The sequence below is a fragment of the Phytopseudomonas flavescens genome (assembly GCF_900100535.1).
Classification (GTDB): Bacteria; Pseudomonadota; Gammaproteobacteria; order Pseudomonadales; family Pseudomonadaceae; genus Aquipseudomonas; species Aquipseudomonas flavescens.
On sequence record NZ_FNDG01000010.1, the window covers coordinates 103,700 to 124,227 of the forward strand.

Here is a 20,528-nt window from a genome sequence, read left to right on the forward strand (position 1 = left end):
TAGTCACCAGTGAACCGAGGATAAGAAGAGTCGGGTTTGAGTGACTCTATGCCTGTGGCACCTTCGCTGACAACCGATACGCTTCTATCTCTATTCACGAAAACGCCATGACGAGGCTGACTCCATGAACATGCCGCAGACCGCTATGCCGCCCCTCCGGGCCAGCCAGAGGCTGGATGCCCACTGGATGCCGTTTTCCGCCAACCGCAGCTTCCAGCGCGACCCGCGGATCATCGTCGGCGCCGAAGGCGCCTGGCTGACCGACGATTCCGGTCGCAAGGTCTACGACAGCCTGTCCGGCCTGTGGACCTGCGGCGCCGGCCATTGCCGCAAGGAGATTCAGGAGGCCGTGGCCAAGCAGCTCGGCACCCTCGATTACTCGCCGGGCTTCCAGTACGCCCATCCGCTGTCGTTCAAGCTGGCCGAGGAAGTCGCCGACCTGATGCCGGGCGACCTCAACCATGTGTTCTTCACTGGCTCGGGCTCCGAGTGCGCCGATACCGCCGTGAAGATGGCCAAGGCCTACTGGCGCCTGAAGGGCCAGGCCAGCAAGACGCGCATGATCGGCCGCGCCCGTGGTTACCACGGCGTCAACATCGCCGGCACCGCGCTTGGCGGTATCGGCGGCAACCGCAAGATGTACGGCCAGTTGATGGATGTCGACCACCTGCCGCACACCCTGCAGTCGGGCATGGCCTTCACCAGGGGGGCGGCCGAGACCGGTGGTGTCGAGCTGGCCAACGAGCTGCTCAAGCTGATCGAGCTGCATGACGCCTCCAACATCGCCGCGGTGATCGTCGAGCCGATGTCCGGCTCGGCCGGCGTCATCGTGCCGCCTGCCGGTTATCTGCAGCGCCTGCGCGAGATCTGCACCCAGCACAACATCCTGCTGATCTTCGACGAAGTGATCACCGCCTTCGGGCGCATGGGCAAATGGACCGGCGCCGAGTACTTCGGCGTTACCCCGGATATCGTCAACGTCGCCAAGCAGATCACCAACGGCGCCGTGCCCATGGGCGCGGTGATCGCCACCCGCGAGATCTACCAGACCTTCATGGGCCAGCCGACGCCCGAGCACATGATCGAATTCACCCACGGCTACACCTACTCAGCCCACCCGGTAGCCTGCGCCGCTGGCCTGGCTTCGCTGGAGCTGCTCAAGCGCGAGAACCTGGTGCAGCAGGCTGCCGAGCTGGCACCGAAGTTCGAGAACGCCATCCACGGCCTCAAGGGCGCCAGGCACGTCGTCGACATCCGCAACTGCGGCCTGGCTGGGGCGATCCAGCTGGCGCCCCGTGATGGCGACCCGTCGATCCGTCCCTTCGAGGCCGGTGTGGCACTGTGGAAGGCAGGCTTCTACGTGCGCTTTGGCGGCGACGGCCTGCAGTTCGGGCCGATGTTCAACGCCCGGATCGAAGACCTCGACCGGGTGTTCAGCGCCGTGGGCGATGTGCTGCAAAGGATCGACTGATGGCTGTCCGGCAGCAGGCGGTAGCCACCGTGCAGGTGGATAACGACGAAGTGATCGTCACCGAGTGGCGGTTCGCGCCGGGTACCGAAACCGGTCGCCACCGGCATGGTTACGATTACGTGGTGGTGCCCATGACCAACGGCACGCTGCTGCTGGAAACCCCGGAGGGCGACAGGCACGCCCCGCTGGTGGCCGGGCAGAGCTACTTCCGCAAGGCGGGGGTGGAACACAACGTGATCAATGCCAGCGACCATGAAGTGGTCTTCGTCGAAACCGAAATCAAAGCGCAATGAAACCATTCAGACAGGAGCTGGCCGGCAGGCATCGCCGGCGAAGCCAGGCGTCACGGCGCTCCTGCACAGACATGCATAGCGAGGAATTTTCATGACCACCATCCAGCACCTGATCCACGGCGAACTCACGGACGGCCAGGGCGGCCGCAGCGCCGACGTGTTCAATCCGGCCACCGGTGAAGCGGTACGCCGCGTCGCCCTGGCCGATGTTTCCACCGTGCAGCAGGCCATCGACTCCGCCAAGCAGGCGTTCCCGGCCTGGCGCAACACGCCGCCGGCCAAGCGCGCCCAGGTCATGTTCCGTTTCAAGCAATTGCTCGAGCAGCACGAGGACGCCATCGCCAAACTGATCAGCGAAGAGCACGGCAAGACCGTCGAAGACGCTGCCGGCGAACTCAAGCGCGGTATCGAGAACGTCGAGTACGCCTGCTCCGCGCCGGAAATCCTCAAGGGTGAGTACACCCGCAACGTCGGCCCCAACATCGACGCCTGGAGCGACTTCCAGCCGGTGGGCGTGGTCGCTGGCATCACCCCGTTCAACTTCCCGGCCATGGTGCCGCTGTGGATGTATCCGCTGGCCATCGTCTGCGGCAACTGCTTCATCCTCAAACCCTCCGAGCGCGACCCCAGCTCCACCCTGTACATCGCCCAGTTGCTGCAGGAAGCCGGTCTGCCCAAGGGCGTGCTCAACGTCGTGCACGGCGACAAGACCGCGGTGGATGCGTTGATCCAGGCGCCCGAGGTCAAGGCCCTGAGCTTCGTCGGCTCCACGCCCATCGCCGAATACATCTACGCCGAAGGCAGCAAGCGCGGCAAACGCGTGCAGGCCCTGGGTGGCGCCAAGAACCACGCGGTGCTGATGCCCGATGCCGACCTGGACAACGCCGTCAGCGCACTGATGGGTGCCGCCTACGGTTCCTGCGGCGAGCGTTGCATGGCCATTTCCGTGGCCGTGTGCGTGGGCGAGCAGATCGCCGATGCGCTGGTCGACAAGATCGTTCCGCAGATCAAGGCCCTGAAGATCGGCGCCGGCACCCAGTGCGGCCTCGACATGGGCCCGCTGGTCACCGCTGCGGCGAAGGAAAAGGTCACCGGCTACATCGACGCGGGCGTGCAGGCGGGTGCCGAGCTGGTGGTGGATGGCCGTGGCCTGAGCGTGTCCGGCAATGAAAACGGCTTCTTCCTCGGCGGCACCCTGTTCGACCGGGTGACGGCGGACATGACCATCTACACCGACGAGATTTTCGGCCCGGTGCTGTGCATCGTCCGCGTCGACAGCCTGGAGGCGGCCATGCAACTGATCAACGATCACGAGTACGGCAACGGCACCTGCATCTTTACCCGAGACGGCGAAGCGGCGCGGCTGTTCTGCGACGAGATCGAAGTCGGCATGGTCGGCGTCAACGTGCCCCTGCCCGTGCCGGTGGCCTACCACAGCTTCGGTGGCTGGAAACGCTCCCTGTTCGGCGACCTCCACGCCTACGGCCCCGACGGCGTGCGCTTCTACACCCGGCGCAAATCCATCACCCAGCGCTGGCCGCAGCGCAAGAGCCACGAGGCGGCGCAGTTCGCGTTTCCCAGCAATAGCTGAGGTGGGATGAGGTAGATGAAAGGCCGGTCGGGAGATCGGCCTTTTCATTAGTGGCGATAATTGCGTCGGCAATTCCTGGGTATCGCTGTGCTCAACCGCAGGCTACGCGCGACCCCGTAGCCCGGCGTCGAGCGTAGCGACACCCGGGAATGATTTTCATGGCTCCCTACAATCTCTCCCCCGTAAACACCTCATCGCTCCCACCTCCTGCCCAATCCTCCGGCAGCAACCCCGCCGCCACATAACGATGAAACGACGACCATGGCCAATCCATTACACGCTCCACATGCCCATGCTTGCGCGGGTTGTGGTGGATGTAATCGACATGCCGGGCAACGTCCTCGTCGTCACGAATCCGATGCTCCCAGAAACGCTGCTGCCAGATGCCTCGCTCGCCCTTACGCTGCCGGCTGGCGGATATCCGTTCTCCTATCGGCAGGGCTCTGGAAAAACCACTCTTGATAAGCCGCCAGCGTAAGGCGAAATCCGCATCGCCAGGTGGCAGGGTACACAGGGCGTGGAGGTGATCGGGAAGGATGACGATAGCGTCGATGCGCCACGGATGAAGCCTCATCACATGGCGGAAGCTGGCACGCAGCAAATCGATAGGTGCAGTCAGCAAGTCGCGGCGGCGATCTGCCAGGTTGAGTGTGAAGAACCAAGTGGCGCCCGGCGTTTTGTCGCGGCGATACAGCACCATTGCCTGCAGTCCCTTGCAGAAAAAACACCGTTCAACTGTAGCCCGGATCGAGCGAAGCGATACCCGGGAATCGGCCTCCTGGGTATCGCTTCGCTCAACCGCAGGCTACGTATTGCACGAGCCGCTGAGTTGCACTCCGGGGCCGCTTTTTCGTAGCCTGATTATTTGGTTTTGCCCTTACGGCGACTCACTTTTTTCAAGCGCCGGATGGCCGGCCCCGCAAAAAAGTAAGCAAAAACGCTATGCCCCTGCATCCGCAACTAGGCGTTCCCCCTCTCGCTGCGTTCGACTTCCCTCACTCCATCATCGCTCCGAGGGTGCCTAGCCTCTCGCGGCATCCATGCCGCTCAAGGCTGCCCGCCCGGCCCTCTACGCAACGATTCCGTTCGGCCTGCTGAAGGGGTGGGTAGTGCATGCCTGATGTATTGGTGGAGACCAATGGTGGACAAGCTTTGCATTGCCCACCATTGCTGCTTCATACGAGCCAATCAAGCGTCCACTGGCCAAGTGCCGCGACGTACCATCTCTCTGACACGATCAGCCCCGTTGGCCCGAACCAGCAACTCCATGCGTGCTTTCTCGATGTCCTCGGCATTCCATTGGTCGGTAGCCATCGTGGCTTTTTCGTGGGACCAACCGTTGTCGTAGTGGCGCACCACGTACTGCTGCTGGTATTCCCACATCGACGTCCCGGGAATCGGCGTGACGATAAACGGGTTGGCATACGCCATTCCTGCGCCCATGAGGTTGACCGCGTAATCGATAGTGCGCTCGATCAGCTCCAGGCTCTCTACAAAAGGCTTTTGCCCAGGACCGCCGGGGGGATTGACGAACCCCAGCATGAACCCGCCGGTGACCTGAATGCCGTGCTCGGTAAACATTTCTATGAGCTCGAACGTTGAGTGCTGGATCGCGTTAAGTCGGGATTTGTTGGAATTGACCAGGCTGTCTTCGTTCGCGCTTTCCACCGCGAGGTAGATGTTGTAACAGCCATTTTCGGCAATCGACCGAATGAACTCCCTTGCCGTAAGTCCGCCTTTTACCGCCTCGATCACATTGCGATATTGCGGGTTCTTGCGCTCCTTCTCATCCATCTGGTCTATGAAGCGTTCGCCCAAATGCAGCAGGATCAGGTTAAAAAGGCTCAACCCGCCCTCTTCGGCCCAGGGCAAGTCATGTTTTTTCAGGAGTTTGCCAACCTCCATCGCATACAACGGGTCGTGCATCAGGTGATCGTCCTCGATCAGGACTTCGGTGACGCCCTGTTTCACCAGATCGGCCAGGTGCAAGTCAAACCAGTCCAGGCCAAGTGCACGCCAAGGGCCGTTGATTTTCGGGATGTAGCAGAAGTTACAGTTCACGTTGCAGCCAATCGTGGAGAATATCTGCGCCCAGGCGCCGTGCTTGCGTACTCGCGCACCTGAGGAGTGATAAGGCTGCAGGTAATGGTTCATGTCCAGAAGGCTGAAGTCCGGCAAGGGCATGACTCCCAGCCTCTCCTCGAGGTCCTGCCGCTTGGGGATGATGCTCAGGTAGCTGGACTTCTGGGTGGGCCGGATCAGTTTTGCCCGGCTGTCGCGGTACGCCACTCCAGGTACGGCATTGATGTCTGTACCTTCGTGAGTCAAGGCATCCAGCAGCAGGGTAAAGGCGCGGTCAGCTTCATTGATCAGCGCGAAGTCGAAGGCCGAATCCAGCAGTGCGTTCTTCCAGTCACCACTGGAGTGAGCGCCGCCGGTGACCAGCACCAAGTTGGGGTCGAGGGTTTTCACCAGTTCGGCCAACGCCCGGGCATTGCCCCATTGCACGGTGTAGTTGCACTGGATCCCGACAATATCGGGCTGTGCGGTTTCGATGATCTCGCGTATCTGCGTATCGGTCAGGCCGTAGCGGATCAGATGCCCTTGGTCGACCTTGACCAGTCTGTGCTCCTGGGACCAGCCGGCAAAGGGCGAATCGACAATCTGCACGTCATAACCGGCACGCCGGGCCACCGTGGCGATGCGCAACAGGCCGATAGGCGTACCGGCACGCTTCATCACTTCGAACGTATCAATGCCGATGCGGGCAAATGCGCTGTCGTGTGACGTGGGCTCGATCAGGCGTGTGTAGGGCGGCACAACCAGCAACACACGAGGCGCCTCGCCATTGGCGCGACGACGGATGCCGGTTGGGCTGTTCAGCAACGATGGCTTGCCAAGATAACTGAGTAAGGGCCGCGTGGGCGCGACCGAAAAACTCGGCCCGTTGCTCTCGATCCTCATGGTTCCCTGCGACGCTATCAAGTTCATTTCCCTGTCTCCTTACCCGTCGAGATCACCGTGAGGTCGTGCGTGAGCGTGAAGTAGCGATGACCGCCCCGGTAATGATCAACACAGCGGGAATCATCAGGATCGGCTTGGCATCGCTTTGCCCCACGGCAATCAGCAACAGCGTGGAGAACAACGGCGCCAGGTAAGACAGGGCGCCAAGCATCGATAGGTTTCCGTGCTTGGTCGCGTGGTCCCAGGCGAAAAAAGCCAGGCCTACCGGGCCCAGCCCCAGGGCAATGATTGCCGCCCACTGGCTGGGCTCAGGCCGAACCGTGGTTTCGAAAGCCAGGTGGCAGAGCCCTCCCGCCACTGCGACCAGCCCGCAAATACCCCCGATGATGCTGCTCGGAACGTGGCTGAACCGCCGGTTGAACACTGAATAGATGGCCCAGACCCAGGCACACGCAAAGGCGGCGGCGTAACCGATAACCGGCATCGACGCACTGTCACTCCTGGCCCGCAGTTGCATGATGAAGGCCGTGCCCGCCAGGCCGAGCAAGGCGCCCAGCAGTTGGCGCTTGCGCAGCGACTCGCCGGTGGCGAGGCTCGACAGCAGCACGATCAGCAGCGGCCACAGGTAGGCAATCAGGCTGGCTTCAGCCGCAGGCGCGGCCTTAAGGGAAAAGAAATACAATGCGTGATAGACGAAGATCCCGGCAAACCCCGTTGCCCACACGTACCAGGGCTGGCGCCAACTGCTGAATCCGGCAGCGCCATGCAGCCCCAGCATGCACAGGCTGGCCACGAACGCGACCGCGAAGCTCGAAGCCAGCAACTGAAAGGCCGGGATCCCGGCGGTCAAGGTGGTCAGAAGCGCCAGGCACGCCCACAAAAATACGGCAATCACCCCGATCAGCGTCGCACTGGCGGCGCCTTTGGCAAGGGTGATGGATGGGTTGGAAGTGCTCATGCAAGCCCCGTCTGCGGATGATCCTCAAGCGGGAACAATAGAAAGGTCGAGGGAGCGCGTATTGATCAGGCCCGCCAAAGAATTGTTCGGGACTGCTGTCTTTTTAGTGGTCTCGCCCTTGTTTACGCACAACGGCCGGCGTCAGATGGCGGGCTTTCTTCAGCGCATGGGTTAACGCACTCTGGTCGGCGTACCCGGCGCGATGCGCAATATCAATGATCGACAAAGACGTTTGGCGCAGCAGGTCAATGGCCAGATTCAGACGCAAGTTCGCGATATGCGAGAACGGCGTTGTGTTCAGGTGCTGCCCAAATAGCACATATAACCGCCGCTCACTGGTGCCCGCATAACGCGCAATATCATGAGCCGTCAGGGCGGTGCCCAGGTGCTGCTCGATATAGGCCAGCGCGCGAGCGAGAATGAACTGGCCGGGGTCGCTCCGCGCAACCTCGGGCTGCAATAACGAACACAGCAACAACCGGCTCCAGGACTCGGCCATCGTGAGTGAGCCAATCAACCGTGAGCTGTTGGTACTGGCGTAATCGAGTAAATGCCGTATATCGGGCCTGATCGCAAAAAAGCGCTTGTCGTTGAGTGGGTCAAGTGATGCAACAGTGCTTTCATGTGCTTCGTCACGGTCGGTCAATACATCCAACACCAGAAAACTGTTATGGCTGTTGGCCAGAAACGTGTGCCGGGAACCAGCGGAAATCACCAAACCCTGGCTCGCGTCGACCTTGCCACATCGTCCGTCGATCTCAATCTCCATTGTGCCGGACTGAGAAAGGACTATCTGATGAAAGTCATGTTCGTGAAGTTCAACCTCACCTGAATAAGAGCGCAACGCCAGAAAAAACGATTGGGGGTCAGTAGTGCTCATCCATGATTCTCCTCGTGTCGAGGCATTTATCTTTCGATTCCGGTCCACTCAGGGCAAGTGCGTCCCCTACGGTAATTGCCATAGGTTACCGATCATTGAACTCAAATTCGCGGTTGTCGATCAATACCGCCGAAGAACCTATCGACCCGGCCAGTATTCAGTTCGAATTTCACTCAAAGAAACGCCGTAGCATCAGGCGCTTGAGAGGGACTTCGCGCAACTTTTTGCGGCCTCCTCTTTAAGTGCCTGCTCTGCTCCCACAGGAATATGCCGAGGGTAGGTCTCGACCTTGGCTGCCACAAGAAATCTAGTGCCTATATCCTGAACAGGTACTTAGCCGAACCAACGCCGCCGTACTGGCGCTTCTTGCCAATTTGCAAGGGTGGGCAACTGCTGGAGGCGCACCCAGAGTTCACCTTGCCAGTCGAGCATGCCGATGTGCGCGCCTTGCCAGTTCATTTGCACGCGCCTTGGCGCCGCGTTCTGCACCTGTGCCAGGTCATGCAGGTGCGGGATGACTTCCTGGCCCAACCAGCGGCTTAGGTTGCGGTTCTCGGGGTGCATGAAGCGGTACAGGGCCTTGTACAGGCCGGCTTGGTCGATGACCTGCACGGGCTCTTCACCGCCGCTGGCGTGGCGCAGGTGGATGGAGCGGATCTGCTCGGGATCCATGCGCCGGCACAGGCGTTCGGCATGGCGCTGGCCGAGCAGGCGGCCGACATCGCTGGCGACGAACCAGGGTTGGCGGTCGATCAGAACGGCACGTAGCGGCTTGTTGTGGCGTATGAACACTGTAGGGGTGAATGCGTCAGGCATCGGGAAGGCTCCGAGTGGGGGATCAGGAGCTGCCTCGATCGCTGTCAACCGAATGGAGGCAGACCGCGCAGGGTTGACAGACCGGACTCGGAAGCCGGCAGACCACGAGGATCTCCCCACGCGATCTGCCATAGAGCGTTGCAGTACGAACTGCATGCAAACGCCGGCCTGCAAGAACGAACGCCGTTCTCGCATGCACCGGTTGGCACATCGCGCCGAGAGTCGAGCTGTCAAACCCGGCCACGGGATTGACCGTGGCCGAGGCAGGATAGGGTTGCGCTGCGGGCAAGGCAAGCTGCCAGGCCGAGGGCGAGCGTCGGGAGACTGGCTCGAAGCGCGCAACAAAGCATTGCACGTCAGGCTGTATGTCGAATCAATCCGCCTCCCTATGATGGCCGGCACTCTTTCTCCCTTCGAGGCTATGCCATGCCTGCTTTGCGTCTGTTGCGCCCCTTGTTGTCCGTTGCTGCCGTGCTGTCCATGGCCAGCCATGCCCTGGCGGCCGAACCGTTGACGCTGGAGGTGTACAACCCCGGCGCCAAGTCGATTTTCCCGGTGTCGGCGCAGATCGTGTCCGGGCCGAGCGAAGCGCTGCTGATCGATGCGCAGTTCCAGCGCGACGATGCCCAGGCGCTGGTGGACAAGGTGCGGGCCACCGGCAAGAAGCTGACCACCGTCTACATCAGCCACAGCGACCCGGATTACTACTTCGGCCTGGATGTGATCCACCGTGCCTTCCCGGATGCGAAGATCGTCGCCAGCGCCGAAACCGTGGCGGCCATCGAGGCGAGCAAGGACGGCAAGCTGGCGCACTGGGGGCCGATCCTCAAGGACAACGCGCCAGAGGCCCTGCTGGTGCCGCAGGCGCTGAGCGAGCCGAAACTGACGGTGGACGGTCAGGTGCTGGAGATCCGCGGGCCCGAGCCGAAGCGTACTTTCGTGTGGATCCCGGCGCTGAAGACCGTGGTCGGCGGCATTCCAGTATCGGCCAATATCCATGTGTGGCTGGCCGACACCCAGACCGAGCAATCGCGCCGCGACTGGCTGGGTACCCTGGACGCCATCGCTGCGCTGAAGCCGCACAAGGTGGTACCCGGCCATTACCTGGACAATGCCGACGGCAGCCTGCCGGATTCGCCGCAGACGGTCAGCGCGACCCGCGACTACCTGCTGGCGTTCGAGCAGGAGGCCAAGCAGGCAGCGGACTCCGCGCAGTTGATCGCCGCCATGCGCACGCGTTACCCGGGCCTGGCGGACGACTCGTCCCTCGAACTGAGCGCCCAGGTGATAAAGGGCGAGGCAAAATGGCCGCAATGAGCCGCGCCTGATCCGAAATGGAATCGCCCTGCGCCCGGCAACGGTGCAGGGTGTTTTCGCGTTGTTACCGGTTACAACGGATGAAGTCTGCCCATTGCAACTCCTTACCGGTATTGCGACCGCTCTGGAATCAACTTCATATCCCAAAAATATGTTCCTGCCCGGTGACCGCCAACCCTGCGCTTCTGAGCCCGGTGTTTCGGATTGTTGCACCAGCATGGACGGCCGCCTGCCCGCTCCAGGTGCAGAGTTGGCAGCGGTATGCAGCGATCGTGGCGCCTTTTCAATCGAAAATGACGCATTCCCCGGCGCCGCTGCCCATGCATCGACCACCGGGCATTGCCAATGCGCATTTTCACCACGCCGTCGGCTATCGGACAGGGGATGGCACAGGGCTTGCTCCAGCAGTGGGGCCAATCCTAAAACTCCTCAGGAGCACGTCCATGCCTCATCCGTCTTTTCAGAAAGGTTTCTTGGCGCTCGCGGTCACTGGCGCACTGGTTTTTTCCTCCCTCGCTCACGCTGACATCGTCATTGGCATCGGCGCGCCCATGACCGGCGGCAACGCGGCATTCGGCGATCAGCTGTGGCGCGGCGCCGAGCAGGCGGCCGCGGACATCAACGCCGCGGGCGGCATCAACGGCGAGCAGATCAAACTGGTGAAAGGCGATGACGCGTGCGAGCCCAAGCAGGCCGTGGCGGTGGCCAACCGCATGGTCGACTCGGACAAGGTGGTGGCAGTGATCGGCCACTTCTGCTCGTCGTCGACCATGCCGGCTTCCGAGGTGTACGACGAGGCGGGCATCCTCGCCATCACTCCGGCTTCCACCAACCCACAGGTCACCGAGCGCGGGCTGTCGGCGATGTTCCGCATGTGCGGCCGTGACGACCAGCAGGGCATCGTCGCTGGCGATTACATCGTCGATACGCTCAAGGCCAAGAAGGTCGCCGTGGTGCACGACAAGGACACCTACGGCCAGGGGCTGGCCGACGCCACCCGTGCGCAGCTCAACAAGCGTGGCGTGAAGGAGGTGATGTACGAAGGCCTGACCCGCGGCGAGAAGGACTTCAACGCGCTGGTCACCAAGATCCGCGCCAGCGGCGCCGAGGTCGTCTACTTCGGTGGCCTGCACGCCGAGGCCGGCCCGCTGGTACGGCAGATGCGCGAGCAGGGGGTGACCGCCAAGTTCGTCTCCGGCGACGGCATCGTCACCGATGAGCTGGTCGGCACCGCAGGCGGCCCGCAATACGTCGACGGCGTACTGATGACCTTCGGCGCCGACCCGCGCCTGATCGCCGAGGGCAAGACGGTGATCGACAAGTTCCGCGCCAACGGCTACGAGCCCGAGGGCTACACGCTGTATTCCTATGCTTCCCTGCAGGTGGTCGCCGCGGCCTTCGCTGGCATCAAGGGCACCGATGGCGCCGAAGCCGCTGCCTGGTTGAAAGCCAACCCGGTGCAGACGGTGATGGGCCAGAAAGCGTTCGACGAGAAAGGCGACCTGAAGGTCTCCGACTACGTGATGTACCAGTGGGGCAGTGACGGCAAGTACAAGCAGCTTTGAGAGAGAGTCCGTTCACGGTCTTCAGGGCGCTAGCGCGTAGGGTGGACGGCGCTCCATCTGCGCGACCCGATCCGTCCACCGTTTTGCGAACGCAATGGTGGACAAAAAGAGCGTTGTCCACCCTACAGATGCGACCGCAGTGGAGGACGAACGTGAGCGCGCGCCCACGAAACGGTCTCCGGACATCGCCCCTGTCACCCGTGAACACCTCCAAGCCCGGTGGGTCATGGCCTGCCGGGGCTGCTGCGGTCGCCGGGCGACTGCGCGCTTTTCCGTCACTGACTCAGAGATTTTCCAATGGACGGCATCTTCCTGCAGCAACTGGTCAATGGCCTGACCCTCGGGTCGGTCTACGGCCTGATCGCCATCGGCTACACCATGGTCTACGGCATCATCGGCATGATCAACTTCGCCCACGGCGAGGTGTACATGGTCTCCGCCTACCTGGCGGCCATCGCCATCGCGGTACTCGGTTTCTTCGGTGTGCATTCCTTCCCGCTGGTGATCCTCGGCACGCTGATCTTCACCATCGTGGTCACCGGGGTGTACGGCTTCGCCATCGAGCGCATCGCCTACAAGCCCCTGCGCAACTCCACACGGCTGGCGCCGCTGATCAGCGCCATCGGCATGTCGCTGATCCTGCAGAACTACGTGCAGCTCAGCCAGGGCGCGCGGCAGCAGGGCATCCCGACCATGCTCGAAGGCGCATTGCGCCTGCACGTGGGCGACGGTTACGTGATGATCACCTACACCAAGCTGTTCATCATCGCTGCGGCCATCATCGGCATGCTGGCGCTGACCTTCATCATCCAGAACACCCGCCTGGGGCGCATGTGCCGCGCCACCCAGCAGGACCGCAAGATGGCGCAGATCCTCGGCATCAACACCGACCGGGTGATCTCCTACGTGTTCGTCATCGGCGCCTCCATGGGCGCGCTGGCCGGGGTGCTGATCACCCTCAACTACGGCACCTTCGATTTCTACGCCGGCTTCATCATCGGCATCAAGGCCTTCACCGCGGCGGTGCTCGGCGGCATCGGCTCGCTGCCCGGGGCGATGCTCGGCGGGCTGATTCTCGGCGTGGCCGAGGCGCAGTTCTCCGGGATGGTGAATTCCGACTACAAGGACGTGTTCAGTTTCTCGCTGCTGGTGCTGATCCTGATCTTCCGTCCCCAGGGCCTGCTGGGCCGTCCTCAGGTAACCAAGGTGTAAGCCGTGAGTACGACTTCTTCTATCGATGTGAAAAAGAGCCTGATCGACAGCCTGATGGCCGGCCTGATCGCGCTCATCGTGTTCGGCCCCGTGGTGGGCGTGGTGCTGCAGGGTTATGACTTCAACCTGCGGGTCGACCGCGTGGCGTGGATGGTCGGTGCGGTGATGGTCGGCCGCCTGCTGCTCAGCCTGTTCCTGCAGACGGGCAAGGGGCGCGTGGTGCTGGAGGGCTTCGAGCGTTCCGGCGCTGGCGTCGGCGTGCAGCCACCGGGGCATGTGTCGCGGATGCGCTGGATCATCGGGGGGCTGATCGTGCTGGCGATCATCTTTCCGTTCTTCGCCAACAAGTACCTGCTGACGGTGATCATCCTCGGCCTGATCTACGTGCTGCTCGGCCTGGGCCTGAACATCGTGGTCGGCCTGGCGGGGCTGCTCGATCTGGGCTTCGTCGGCTTCTACGCCATCGGTGCCTACGGCCTGACCATGGGCTACCAGTACCTCGGCCTGGGCTTCTGGAGCATGCTGCCGCTGGCCGCGCTGATGGCGGCCTTCGCCGGGACGCTACTGGGCTTCCCGGTGCTGCGCATGCACGGCGACTACCTGGCCATCGTCACCCTGGGCTTTGGCGAGATCATCCGCCTGGTGCTGACCAACTGGCTGCCGGTCACCGGCGGCCCCAATGGCATGAGCGCGCCGTCGCCGACCTTCTTCGGCCTGGAATTCGCCCGCCGTGCCAAGGATGGCGGCGTGCCGTACCACGAGTTCTTCGGCGTGGCCTACAACCCCAACATGAAGTTCCTGTTCATCTACGCGGTGCTGGTGCTGGTCGTGCTGCTGGTGCTGTACGTCAAGCATCGCCTCACGCGCATGCCGGTCGGCCGTGCCTGGGAGGCGCTGCGCGAAGACGAGATCGCCTGCCGCTCCATGGGCCTCAACCACGTGCTGGTCAAGCTCTCGGCCTTCACCCTGGGGGCGTCCACCGCCGGTATCGCCGGGGTGTTCTTCGCCACCTACCAGGGCTTCGTCAACCCGACCTCGTTCACCTTCTTCGAGTCGGCGCTGATTCTCGCCATCGTGGTGCTCGGCGGCATGGGGTCGACGGTGGGGGTGGTGATCGCCGCCTTCGTGCTGACCATCACCCCGGAGCTGCTGCGCAGCTTCGCCGACTACCGGGTGCTGCTGTTCGGCATGCTCATGGTGGTGATGATGATCTGGCGGCCCCGTGGGCTGATCCGCATCAACCGCATCGGCATCGCCCCGCGCAAAGGAGTCGCGCCATGAGCGACAACATCCTCTCGGTGGACAGCCTGATGATGCATTTCGGCGGCATCAAGGCGCTCAACGACGTCAACTTTTCCATCAAGCGCAACTCGATCTCGGCGCTGATCGGCCCCAATGGCGCCGGCAAGACCACGGTGTTCAACTGCCTGACCGGCTTCTACTCGGCCACCGGCGGCAAGATCCTGCTCAATGCCCAGGGCACGCAGACCGATGTGATCCAGATCCTCGGCGAGCCCTTCGCCGTGGATGATTTCATCAAGCCCCGGCAGTTCGCTTCGCGGCTCTGGTACAAGATGTTCGGCGGCACCCACCTGGTCAACCGCGCCGGCCTGGCGCGCACCTTCCAGAACATCCGCCTGTTCAAGGAAATGACCGTGCTGGAAAACCTGCTGGTGGCCCAGCACATGCTCGCCCAGCGCAGCCTGATCAAGGGCATCCTCAATACCCCCGGCTACCGGCGTGCCGAGAACAAGCTGCTGGACACCGCCTTCTACTGGCTGGAGGTGGTCAACCTGGTCGAGCACGCCAACCACCTGGCCGGCGAGCTCTCCTACGGCCAGCAGCGCCGCCTGGAAATCGCCCGGGCCATGTGCACGGGCCCCGAGCTGATCTGCCTGGATGAACCCGCCGCCGGCCTCAACCCGTCGGAAACCCATGCGCTGAGCCAGATCATCCGCCTGCTGCGCGACGAGCACGGCCTGACCGTGCTGCTGATCGAGCACGACATGGGCATGGTGATGAGCATCAGCGACCACATCATCGTCCTCGACCATGGCCTGGTCATCGCCCAGGGCGGCCCGGACGCCATCAAGAACGACCCGAAAGTGATCGCCGCCTACCTCGGCGCGGACGAGGAGGAGGTGGCATGACCGATATCAACGTGGCTCCGATTCTGGCGTTCAAGGACGTCGACGTGCATTACGGGCAGATCCAGGCGCTGAAGCAGGTCAACCTGCACATCGACCCCGGCGAGACGGTCAGCCTGATCGGCGCCAACGGAGCGGGCAAGTCGACCCTGCTGATGTCGATCTTCGGCCAGCCGCGGGCCAGTGGGGGGCAGATTCTCTACCAGGGGCAGGACATCACCCGCAAGAGCGCCCACTTCGTGGCGTCCAACGGCATCGCCCAGTCGCCGGAAGGGCGCCGGGTGTTTCCCGACATGAGCGTGGAGGAAAACCTGCTGATGGGCACCATCCCCATTGGCGGCAAGCATGCCGCCGAGGACATGCAGCGCATGTTCGAGCTGTTCCCACGGCTCAAAGAGCGGCGCAACCAGCGAGCGATGACCATGTCCGGCGGCGAGCAGCAGATGCTGGCCATCGCCCGGGCGCTGATGAGCCGCCCCAGGCTGCTGCTGCTCGACGAACCGTCGCTGGGGCTGGCGCCCATCGTGGTCAAGCAGATCTTCGCCACCCTGCGCGAGCTGGCGCAGACCGGCATGACCATCTTCCTGGTCGAGCAGAACGCCAACCATGCCCTGCGCCTCAGCGACCGCGCCTACGTGATGGTCACCGGGGAAATCCGCATGACCGGCACGGGGCAGGAACTGCTCGGCAATCAGGACGTACGCAATGCGTATCTGGGCGGGCACTGAGCGCCTGTGCCGGCGGTCTGGCCGCTTGCCGGTCGGCAGCATGCCGATGGGGTTTGATGGATGGTGCTGCGGTGTGTTGCCTCAGGTCATGGGCAAGCGCGATCGGATAGGGCACGCTGCACCCATTCACTGCCAAGGAGACTCCCATGATTCGCAAGCTTGTCGTCGCCTCCGTGCTGGTTCTGGCCAGCGCTCCGTTGTTGGCCGCCGAGTGCTCGGTGGAGGTGCATTCCACCGACCAGATGACCTTCGATACCAAGGACATCAAGGTCAGCAAGAGCTGCAAGACCTTCACCATCGAACTCAAGCACGTTGGCAACCTGCCCAAGAACGTGATGGGGCATAACCTGGTGCTGGCCAAGAGCGCCGACGTGCAGGGCATCAGCACCGATGGCATCGCCGCCGGCGTCGACAAGAACTACCTGAAGGACGGCGATGAGCGCATCATCGCCCACACCAAGCTGATCGGTGGCGGCGAAACCGATTCGGTGAGCTTCGAGGTGAGCAAGCTGGACGCGGCGCAAAGCTACCAGTTCTTCTGTTCGTTCCCAGGCCATGCGGCGCTGATGAAGGGCGCGCTGACCCTGGTCGACTGACCGATCCGCGCGAACCCCGGGCCGCTGCATCGCCAGCGGCCTTTTCGTGTGCGGGCCATAACCTACCGGGCTGACGCATTCGTCGTCGCTTGCACGAGAAATGGAAAGCACCGGCCCCTGATGCCCAGTGAACCTGTCCACGGCTTCTGTGGGCAGGCTTGTGGATAAGGTGAGCATGCCTGCCTGCAAGCCCTGCCGGTTGCCGCTCGACGCCGGGTGATCAATTTCTGACCAACGTTGGTGGGCGGGTGAGAGCCACCCCGGCAGGCACCGAAGTCAAGGAATATCTCAATGATTTCAGGGGTTTGATGGTTTTCGGCGAGCATTGGCGGTCGGCTTATCCACGGTACCTGTGGAGCAGGTTGTGGATAAGGTGGGCGTAGTCGGGTGCAGGCCAATGATCGTCAGCCCCGGCGCCGCCTGCTGCTTTTTCGTCCAGTCGCTGCGCGCGCTTTCAGTCTTCCGCCGCTTCGTTCAGGCCCAGCCCGCGCCAGCGTTTGGCGCCAATCAGGATAAAGCGCAACTGCTCGGTCATCTTGGTCTGCGGACGCCGGTGCGAAGGCTGGGCGGCCGATTGCGCATCGATCAGTTCGGGGAGGGTGGCGAACACGGTTTTCACCACCAGATCCGCCAGCATGCCACGCGCCGGATCGTCGAGATGCTGGAGTTTCGGCATCAGGCTCAGATCGCTGACCAGGTCGGCGGCGATGTCCTCGCGGAAGGTGGCCAGTGCCTGGCGCACCGGCAGCGAGCCGCCGAACTGCTCGCGGGCGAGAAACAGGAACTGGCCACGGTTCTGCTCGACGGCGTCGAGGAATATCTGTACCGAGGCGTCGATGATGCCACCCAGTTCGAACTCGTTGCGCCGCACCTGTCGCAAGGTGATACGGAAGGTTTCGCCCACTTCCGCCACCAGGGCCAGGCCCAGGGCATCCATGTCCTTGAAGTGCCGGTAGAAGCCGGTCGGCACGATGCCGGCGACGCGCGTCACTTCGCGCAGGCTGAGGCTGCTGAAGGCGCGGCCGCCGTCCAGCAATTGGCGGGCGGCGTCCATCAGCGCCTGGCGGGTAGGGTGATGTGAGTGCGGTGCTGGCATCGAATCGCTCCCTGGTCTGTCCGATCCGGGATCGTAAAGCAAAACCCCGCCATGCGGCGGGGTCGGGAATACTGGCGTCAGTCGATCAGTAGCGGTTCTTCAGGCCGTAGCCCTCGTCGAGCATGCCGGGTACGTCGGCACTCTTGGGGGCGTAGTCCTTGGGGATTTCCAAGTCGCGCGGCGGCGTCAGGCGTTCCCGCTTGTCGCTGCTGCTCGGCTCGGCATGCAGGGTAGCCAGCAGGCGTTGGCGGGTCACCTCATCGAGGGCCAGGCGATCTGCACCATGGGACAGGTGCTCCTGGACGTCGTGATAGCTCTGGGTCAGTTTCTTGACCAGGTTGGCGGTGGTATTGAAGTGGGTGACCACTTCGCTCTGGTAGGCCTCGAAACGTTCCTGCATGTCGTCCAGCTGGCGCTGGGTGCGGCTGGGCGCGGCATTGGGCGCAAGGCGGGCGATCAGGAAACCGATGGCGATACCGGCGACCAGGGTAAGTGCCGGTAGCAACCAGGCGGTGAGCGTCTGTTCCACGAGTCCTTCCTCTCTAAACGGCTTTGCTTTACGTTAACGGCTGGAACCTGCGCTGTACACCGCTATGTTGAGGTGTGCCCACGCAGGCTGTCAGCTAGACGAGTCGACCCTGTTCGAGGTCACGGAGTTCACTGTTGCTCATCCGCGAAACCCCCGTAATGATCAATGGCCCGAGCGGCCAGCTCGAGGCCCTTTCCCTGCAGGTGGAAGACCCGCGCGGCGTCGCGCTGATCTGCCACCCCAACCCGGTGCAGGGCGGCACCATGCTCAACAAGGTGGTGTCGACCCTGCAGCGTACGGCCCGCGATGCCGGCTATCACACGCTGCGTTTCAACTACCGCGGCGTGGGGGCCAGCGCCGGCAGCCACGACATGGGCAGTGGCGAGGTCGATGACGCCGAAGCGGTGGCCCACTGGCTGCGCGGGCGTTACCCCGAGCTGCCGCTGACCCTGCTGGGTTTCTCCTTCGGCGGCTTCGTCGCCGCCAGCCTCGGTGCGCGTCTGGAGAAGCAGGGCATCGAGCCTGCGCAACTGTTGATGATCGCCCCGGCGGTCATGCGCCTGGGGGGCGACCATCCGCTTGCCGAGCGCTGCCCGCTGGTGGTGATTCAGCCGGATGACGACGAAGTGGTCGAGCCACGGATCGTCTACGACTGGTCGGCCAACCTCGAACGTGCCCACGAACTGCTGAAAGTGGCAGAATGCGGTCACTTTTTTCACGGCAAACTGACCGACCTGAAAGATCTGCTGCTGCCTCGTCTCTGATCTGCTGCGCGTCGATCTGGCGTCGTTGAAAACAGGCTCGGAATGCTCATTTACTTCAGTAAACTCCGCTTCCTCGCCTGTTTTCGCCTAGCCAGCTTCTAGCTCGCGAGATCATCAAGTTGCTTCAAGTACAAGCGAATCTGACCATGACCACTCGTATTCTTACCGGCATCACCACCACCGGCACGCCGCACCTGGGCAACTACGCGGGCGCCATTCGCCCGGCCATCGTCGCCAGCCGTCGCCCCGACGCGGATTCGTTCTTTTTCCTCGCCGACTATCACGCGCTGATCAAGTGCGATGATCCGCAGCGCATCCAGCGTTCGCGCCTGGAAATCGCCGCCACCTGGCTGGCGCTGGGCCTGGATACCGAACGCGCGACCTTCTATCGGCAGTCCGATATCCCGGAAATTCCCGAGCTGTGCTGGCTGCTGACCTGCGTGGCCGGCAAGGGCCTGCTCAATCGCGCGCACGCTTACAAGGCTTCCGTGGACAAGAATGTCGAAGCCGGAGAAGACCCGGATGCCGGCGTGAGCATGGGGCTGTTCAGCTACCCGGTGCTGATGGCCGCGGACATCCTGATGTTCAACGCGCAGAAGGTGCCGGTCGGTCGCGACCAGATCCAGCACGTGGAAATGGCCCGCGACATCGGCCAGCGTTTCAACCACCTGTTCGGCCAGGGCAGGGACCTGTTCAAGCTGCCCGAGGTGGTGATCGAGGAAGACGTCGCCACGCTGCCGGGGCTCGATGGACGCAAGATGTCGAAGAGCTACGACAACACCATCCCGCTGTTCGGCAGCAGCAAGCAGTTGAAGGACGCGGTGGCACGTATCGTTACCGACTCCAAGCTGCCCGGCGAGGCCAAGGACCCGGACAATTCGCACCTGTTCACCCTCTACCAGGCCTTCGCCGCACCGACCCAGCAGGCCGACTTCCGTGCCGCGCTGCTCGGCGGCCTGGCCTGGGGCGAAGCCAAGCAGGCGCTCTATGAGCTGCTGGAAGCCGAGCTGGGCGAGGCGCGCGAGCGCTACCAGGCATTGATCGCCCGCCCGGCCGATCTCGAAGACATCCTGCTGGCCGGCGCTGCCAAGGCGCGCAAGATCGCCACCCCGTTCCTTGGCGAGCTGCGCGAAGCGGTAGGCCTGCGCTCGTTCCGCAGCCAGGCGGCCGGCACTCAAGCCGTGAAGAAGAGAGCTGCCAAGCGCGCCCGCTTCGTCAGCTTCCGCGACGAAGACGGCGGCTTCCGTTTCCGCCTGCTGGATGCCGAGGGCGAGCAGTTGCTGCTGTCGCCATCCTTCGCCGACGGCAAGGCGGCAGGGCAGGTAAGCAAGCGCCTGCAGGCCGGTGAACCGCTGGATATCCGCGTCCAGGGCAATGCCTTCGAAGTATGGCTGGATCAGCGATTGGTCGGCGAAAGCCCGACTTTCGCCGATACGGCGGCCACCGAGAAGGCCGCCGCCCGCTTGCGCGAAGCGCTGGCGCCGGAAGAAGCCTGACACCCGTGCGGCGCGCGGCTTCGGCGCGCCGGCAGGAAACCCCGTGAGCCGGGTAGATACCGTCTTGCTCGGTACCTCGCAAGCGTCAATTCGCCATCTAAAGGC

General features: G+C 62.9%; 19 protein-coding genes. 12 read left to right on the top strand and 7 right to left on the bottom strand.

Annotated elements, in window-relative coordinates:
- The first annotated feature begins 124 nt into the window (after nt 1-124).
- From aptA to BLR94_RS14560, 3 genes are all read left to right on the top strand, one after another.
- Nucleotides 125-1,471 (top strand): omega-aminotransferase AptA, encoded by a 1,347-nt coding sequence (gene aptA / locus BLR94_RS14550; protein ID WP_084306718.1) that lies wholly within the window; start codon nt 125-127, stop codon nt 1,469-1,471.
- A complete protein-coding gene (locus BLR94_RS14555) occupies nt 1,471-1,764 on the top strand; it encodes a cupin domain-containing protein (protein ID WP_084306720.1) in 294 nt (97 codons plus the stop codon). The genes aptA and BLR94_RS14555 overlap by 1 nt, the downstream gene beginning before the upstream one ends.
- A gap of 91 nt (nt 1,765-1,855) precedes the next feature.
- Complete coding sequence (locus BLR94_RS14560; RefSeq protein ID WP_084306722.1) at nt 1,856-3,355, top strand: CoA-acylating methylmalonate-semialdehyde dehydrogenase; 1,500 nt, start codon at nt 1,856-1,858, stop codon at nt 3,353-3,355.
- 166 nt (nt 3,356-3,521) lie between these two features.
- Here BLR94_RS14560 and BLR94_RS14565 read toward each other — a convergent pair whose 3' ends face one another.
- The 5 genes from BLR94_RS14565 to BLR94_RS14585 form a co-directional block, all read right to left on the bottom strand.
- Nucleotides 3,522-4,055, bottom strand: a complete 534-nt coding sequence (locus tag BLR94_RS14565) for an REP-associated tyrosine transposase (RefSeq protein ID WP_084306724.1) — start codon at nt 4,053-4,055, stop codon at nt 3,522-3,524.
- A 488-nt stretch (nt 4,056-4,543) separates the two neighbouring features.
- The gene (locus tag BLR94_RS14570) at nt 4,544-6,346 is read right to left on the bottom strand and encodes a B12-binding domain-containing radical SAM protein (RefSeq protein WP_084306726.1); all 1,803 of its coding nucleotides are present in this window, start codon (nt 6,344-6,346) and stop codon (nt 4,544-4,546) included.
- 25 nt (nt 6,347-6,371) lie between these two features.
- Nucleotides 6,372-7,277, bottom strand: a complete 906-nt coding sequence (gene yddG / locus BLR94_RS14575; RefSeq protein WP_084306728.1) for an aromatic amino acid exporter YddG — start codon at nt 7,275-7,277, stop codon at nt 6,372-6,374.
- Between the two features lie 103 nt (nt 7,278-7,380).
- Nucleotides 7,381-8,157, bottom strand: a complete 777-nt coding sequence (locus tag BLR94_RS14580; protein ID WP_084306730.1) for an AraC family transcriptional regulator — start codon at nt 8,155-8,157, stop codon at nt 7,381-7,383.
- Between the two features lie 333 nt (nt 8,158-8,490).
- Complete coding sequence (locus BLR94_RS14585) at nt 8,491-8,973, bottom strand: BRO-N domain-containing protein (RefSeq protein WP_084306732.1); 483 nt, start codon at nt 8,971-8,973, stop codon at nt 8,491-8,493.
- Between the two features lie 426 nt (nt 8,974-9,399).
- Between BLR94_RS14585 and BLR94_RS14590 the strand changes: the two genes are divergently transcribed.
- The 7 genes from BLR94_RS14590 (at nt 9,400) to azu (ending at nt 16,538) form a co-directional block, all read left to right on the top strand.
- A complete protein-coding gene (locus tag BLR94_RS14590) occupies nt 9,400-10,290 on the top strand; it encodes an MBL fold metallo-hydrolase (protein WP_084306734.1) in 891 nt (296 codons plus the stop codon).
- 443 nt (nt 10,291-10,733) lie between these two features.
- Entirely contained in the window at nt 10,734-11,855 is a 1,122-nt protein-coding gene (locus tag BLR94_RS14595; RefSeq protein ID WP_084306736.1) for a branched-chain amino acid ABC transporter substrate-binding protein, read from the top strand.
- A gap of 297 nt (nt 11,856-12,152) precedes the next feature.
- Nucleotides 12,153-13,067, top strand: coding sequence for an ABC transporter permease subunit (locus tag BLR94_RS14600; RefSeq protein WP_084306738.1), 915 nt, complete (start codon nt 12,153-12,155; stop codon nt 13,065-13,067).
- A gap of 3 nt (nt 13,068-13,070) precedes the next feature.
- On the top strand, nt 13,071-14,348 hold the full coding sequence (gene livM, locus BLR94_RS14605; protein ID WP_090423716.1) for a high-affinity branched-chain amino acid ABC transporter permease LivM: 1,278 nt from the start codon (nt 13,071-13,073) through the stop codon (nt 14,346-14,348).
- Nucleotides 14,345-15,217 carry an ABC transporter ATP-binding protein gene (locus BLR94_RS14610; protein WP_084306740.1) on the top strand — a complete coding sequence of 291 codons (873 nt, stop codon included), beginning with the start codon at nt 14,345-14,347 and terminating at the stop codon, nt 15,215-15,217. The genes livM and BLR94_RS14610 overlap by 4 nt, the downstream gene beginning before the upstream one ends.
- A complete protein-coding gene (locus BLR94_RS14615; RefSeq protein ID WP_084306742.1) occupies nt 15,214-15,942 on the top strand; it encodes an ABC transporter ATP-binding protein in 729 nt (242 codons plus the stop codon). The genes BLR94_RS14610 and BLR94_RS14615 overlap by 4 nt, the downstream gene beginning before the upstream one ends.
- 146 nt (nt 15,943-16,088) lie before the next feature.
- Nucleotides 16,089-16,538 (top strand): azurin, encoded by a 450-nt coding sequence (gene azu, locus BLR94_RS14620; RefSeq protein WP_084306744.1) that lies wholly within the window; start codon nt 16,089-16,091, stop codon nt 16,536-16,538.
- A 454-nt stretch (nt 16,539-16,992) separates the two neighbouring features.
- Here azu and BLR94_RS14625 read toward each other — a convergent pair whose 3' ends face one another.
- Nucleotides 16,993-17,634 carry a TetR family transcriptional regulator gene (locus BLR94_RS14625; RefSeq protein WP_084306747.1) on the bottom strand — a complete coding sequence of 214 codons (642 nt, stop codon included), beginning with the start codon at nt 17,632-17,634 and terminating at the stop codon, nt 16,993-16,995.
- Nucleotides 17,635-17,719: 85 nt separating this feature from the next.
- Nucleotides 17,720-18,163 (bottom strand): Z-ring associated ZapG family protein, encoded by a 444-nt coding sequence (locus tag BLR94_RS14630; RefSeq protein WP_084306749.1) that lies wholly within the window; start codon nt 18,161-18,163, stop codon nt 17,720-17,722.
- Nucleotides 18,164-18,297: 134 nt separating this feature from the next.
- On the opposite strand from BLR94_RS14630, the gene BLR94_RS14635 reads away from it, so the two are divergent.
- Both BLR94_RS14635 and BLR94_RS14640 read left to right on the top strand, forming a co-directional pair.
- Nucleotides 18,298-18,927, top strand: coding sequence for an alpha/beta hydrolase (locus BLR94_RS14635; RefSeq protein WP_084306751.1), 630 nt, complete (start codon nt 18,298-18,300; stop codon nt 18,925-18,927).
- A 146-nt stretch (nt 18,928-19,073) separates the two neighbouring features.
- Nucleotides 19,074-20,423, top strand: coding sequence for a tryptophan--tRNA ligase (locus BLR94_RS14640; RefSeq protein ID WP_084306753.1), 1,350 nt, complete (start codon nt 19,074-19,076; stop codon nt 20,421-20,423).
- Nucleotides 20,424-20,528: the final 105 nt, after the last annotated feature.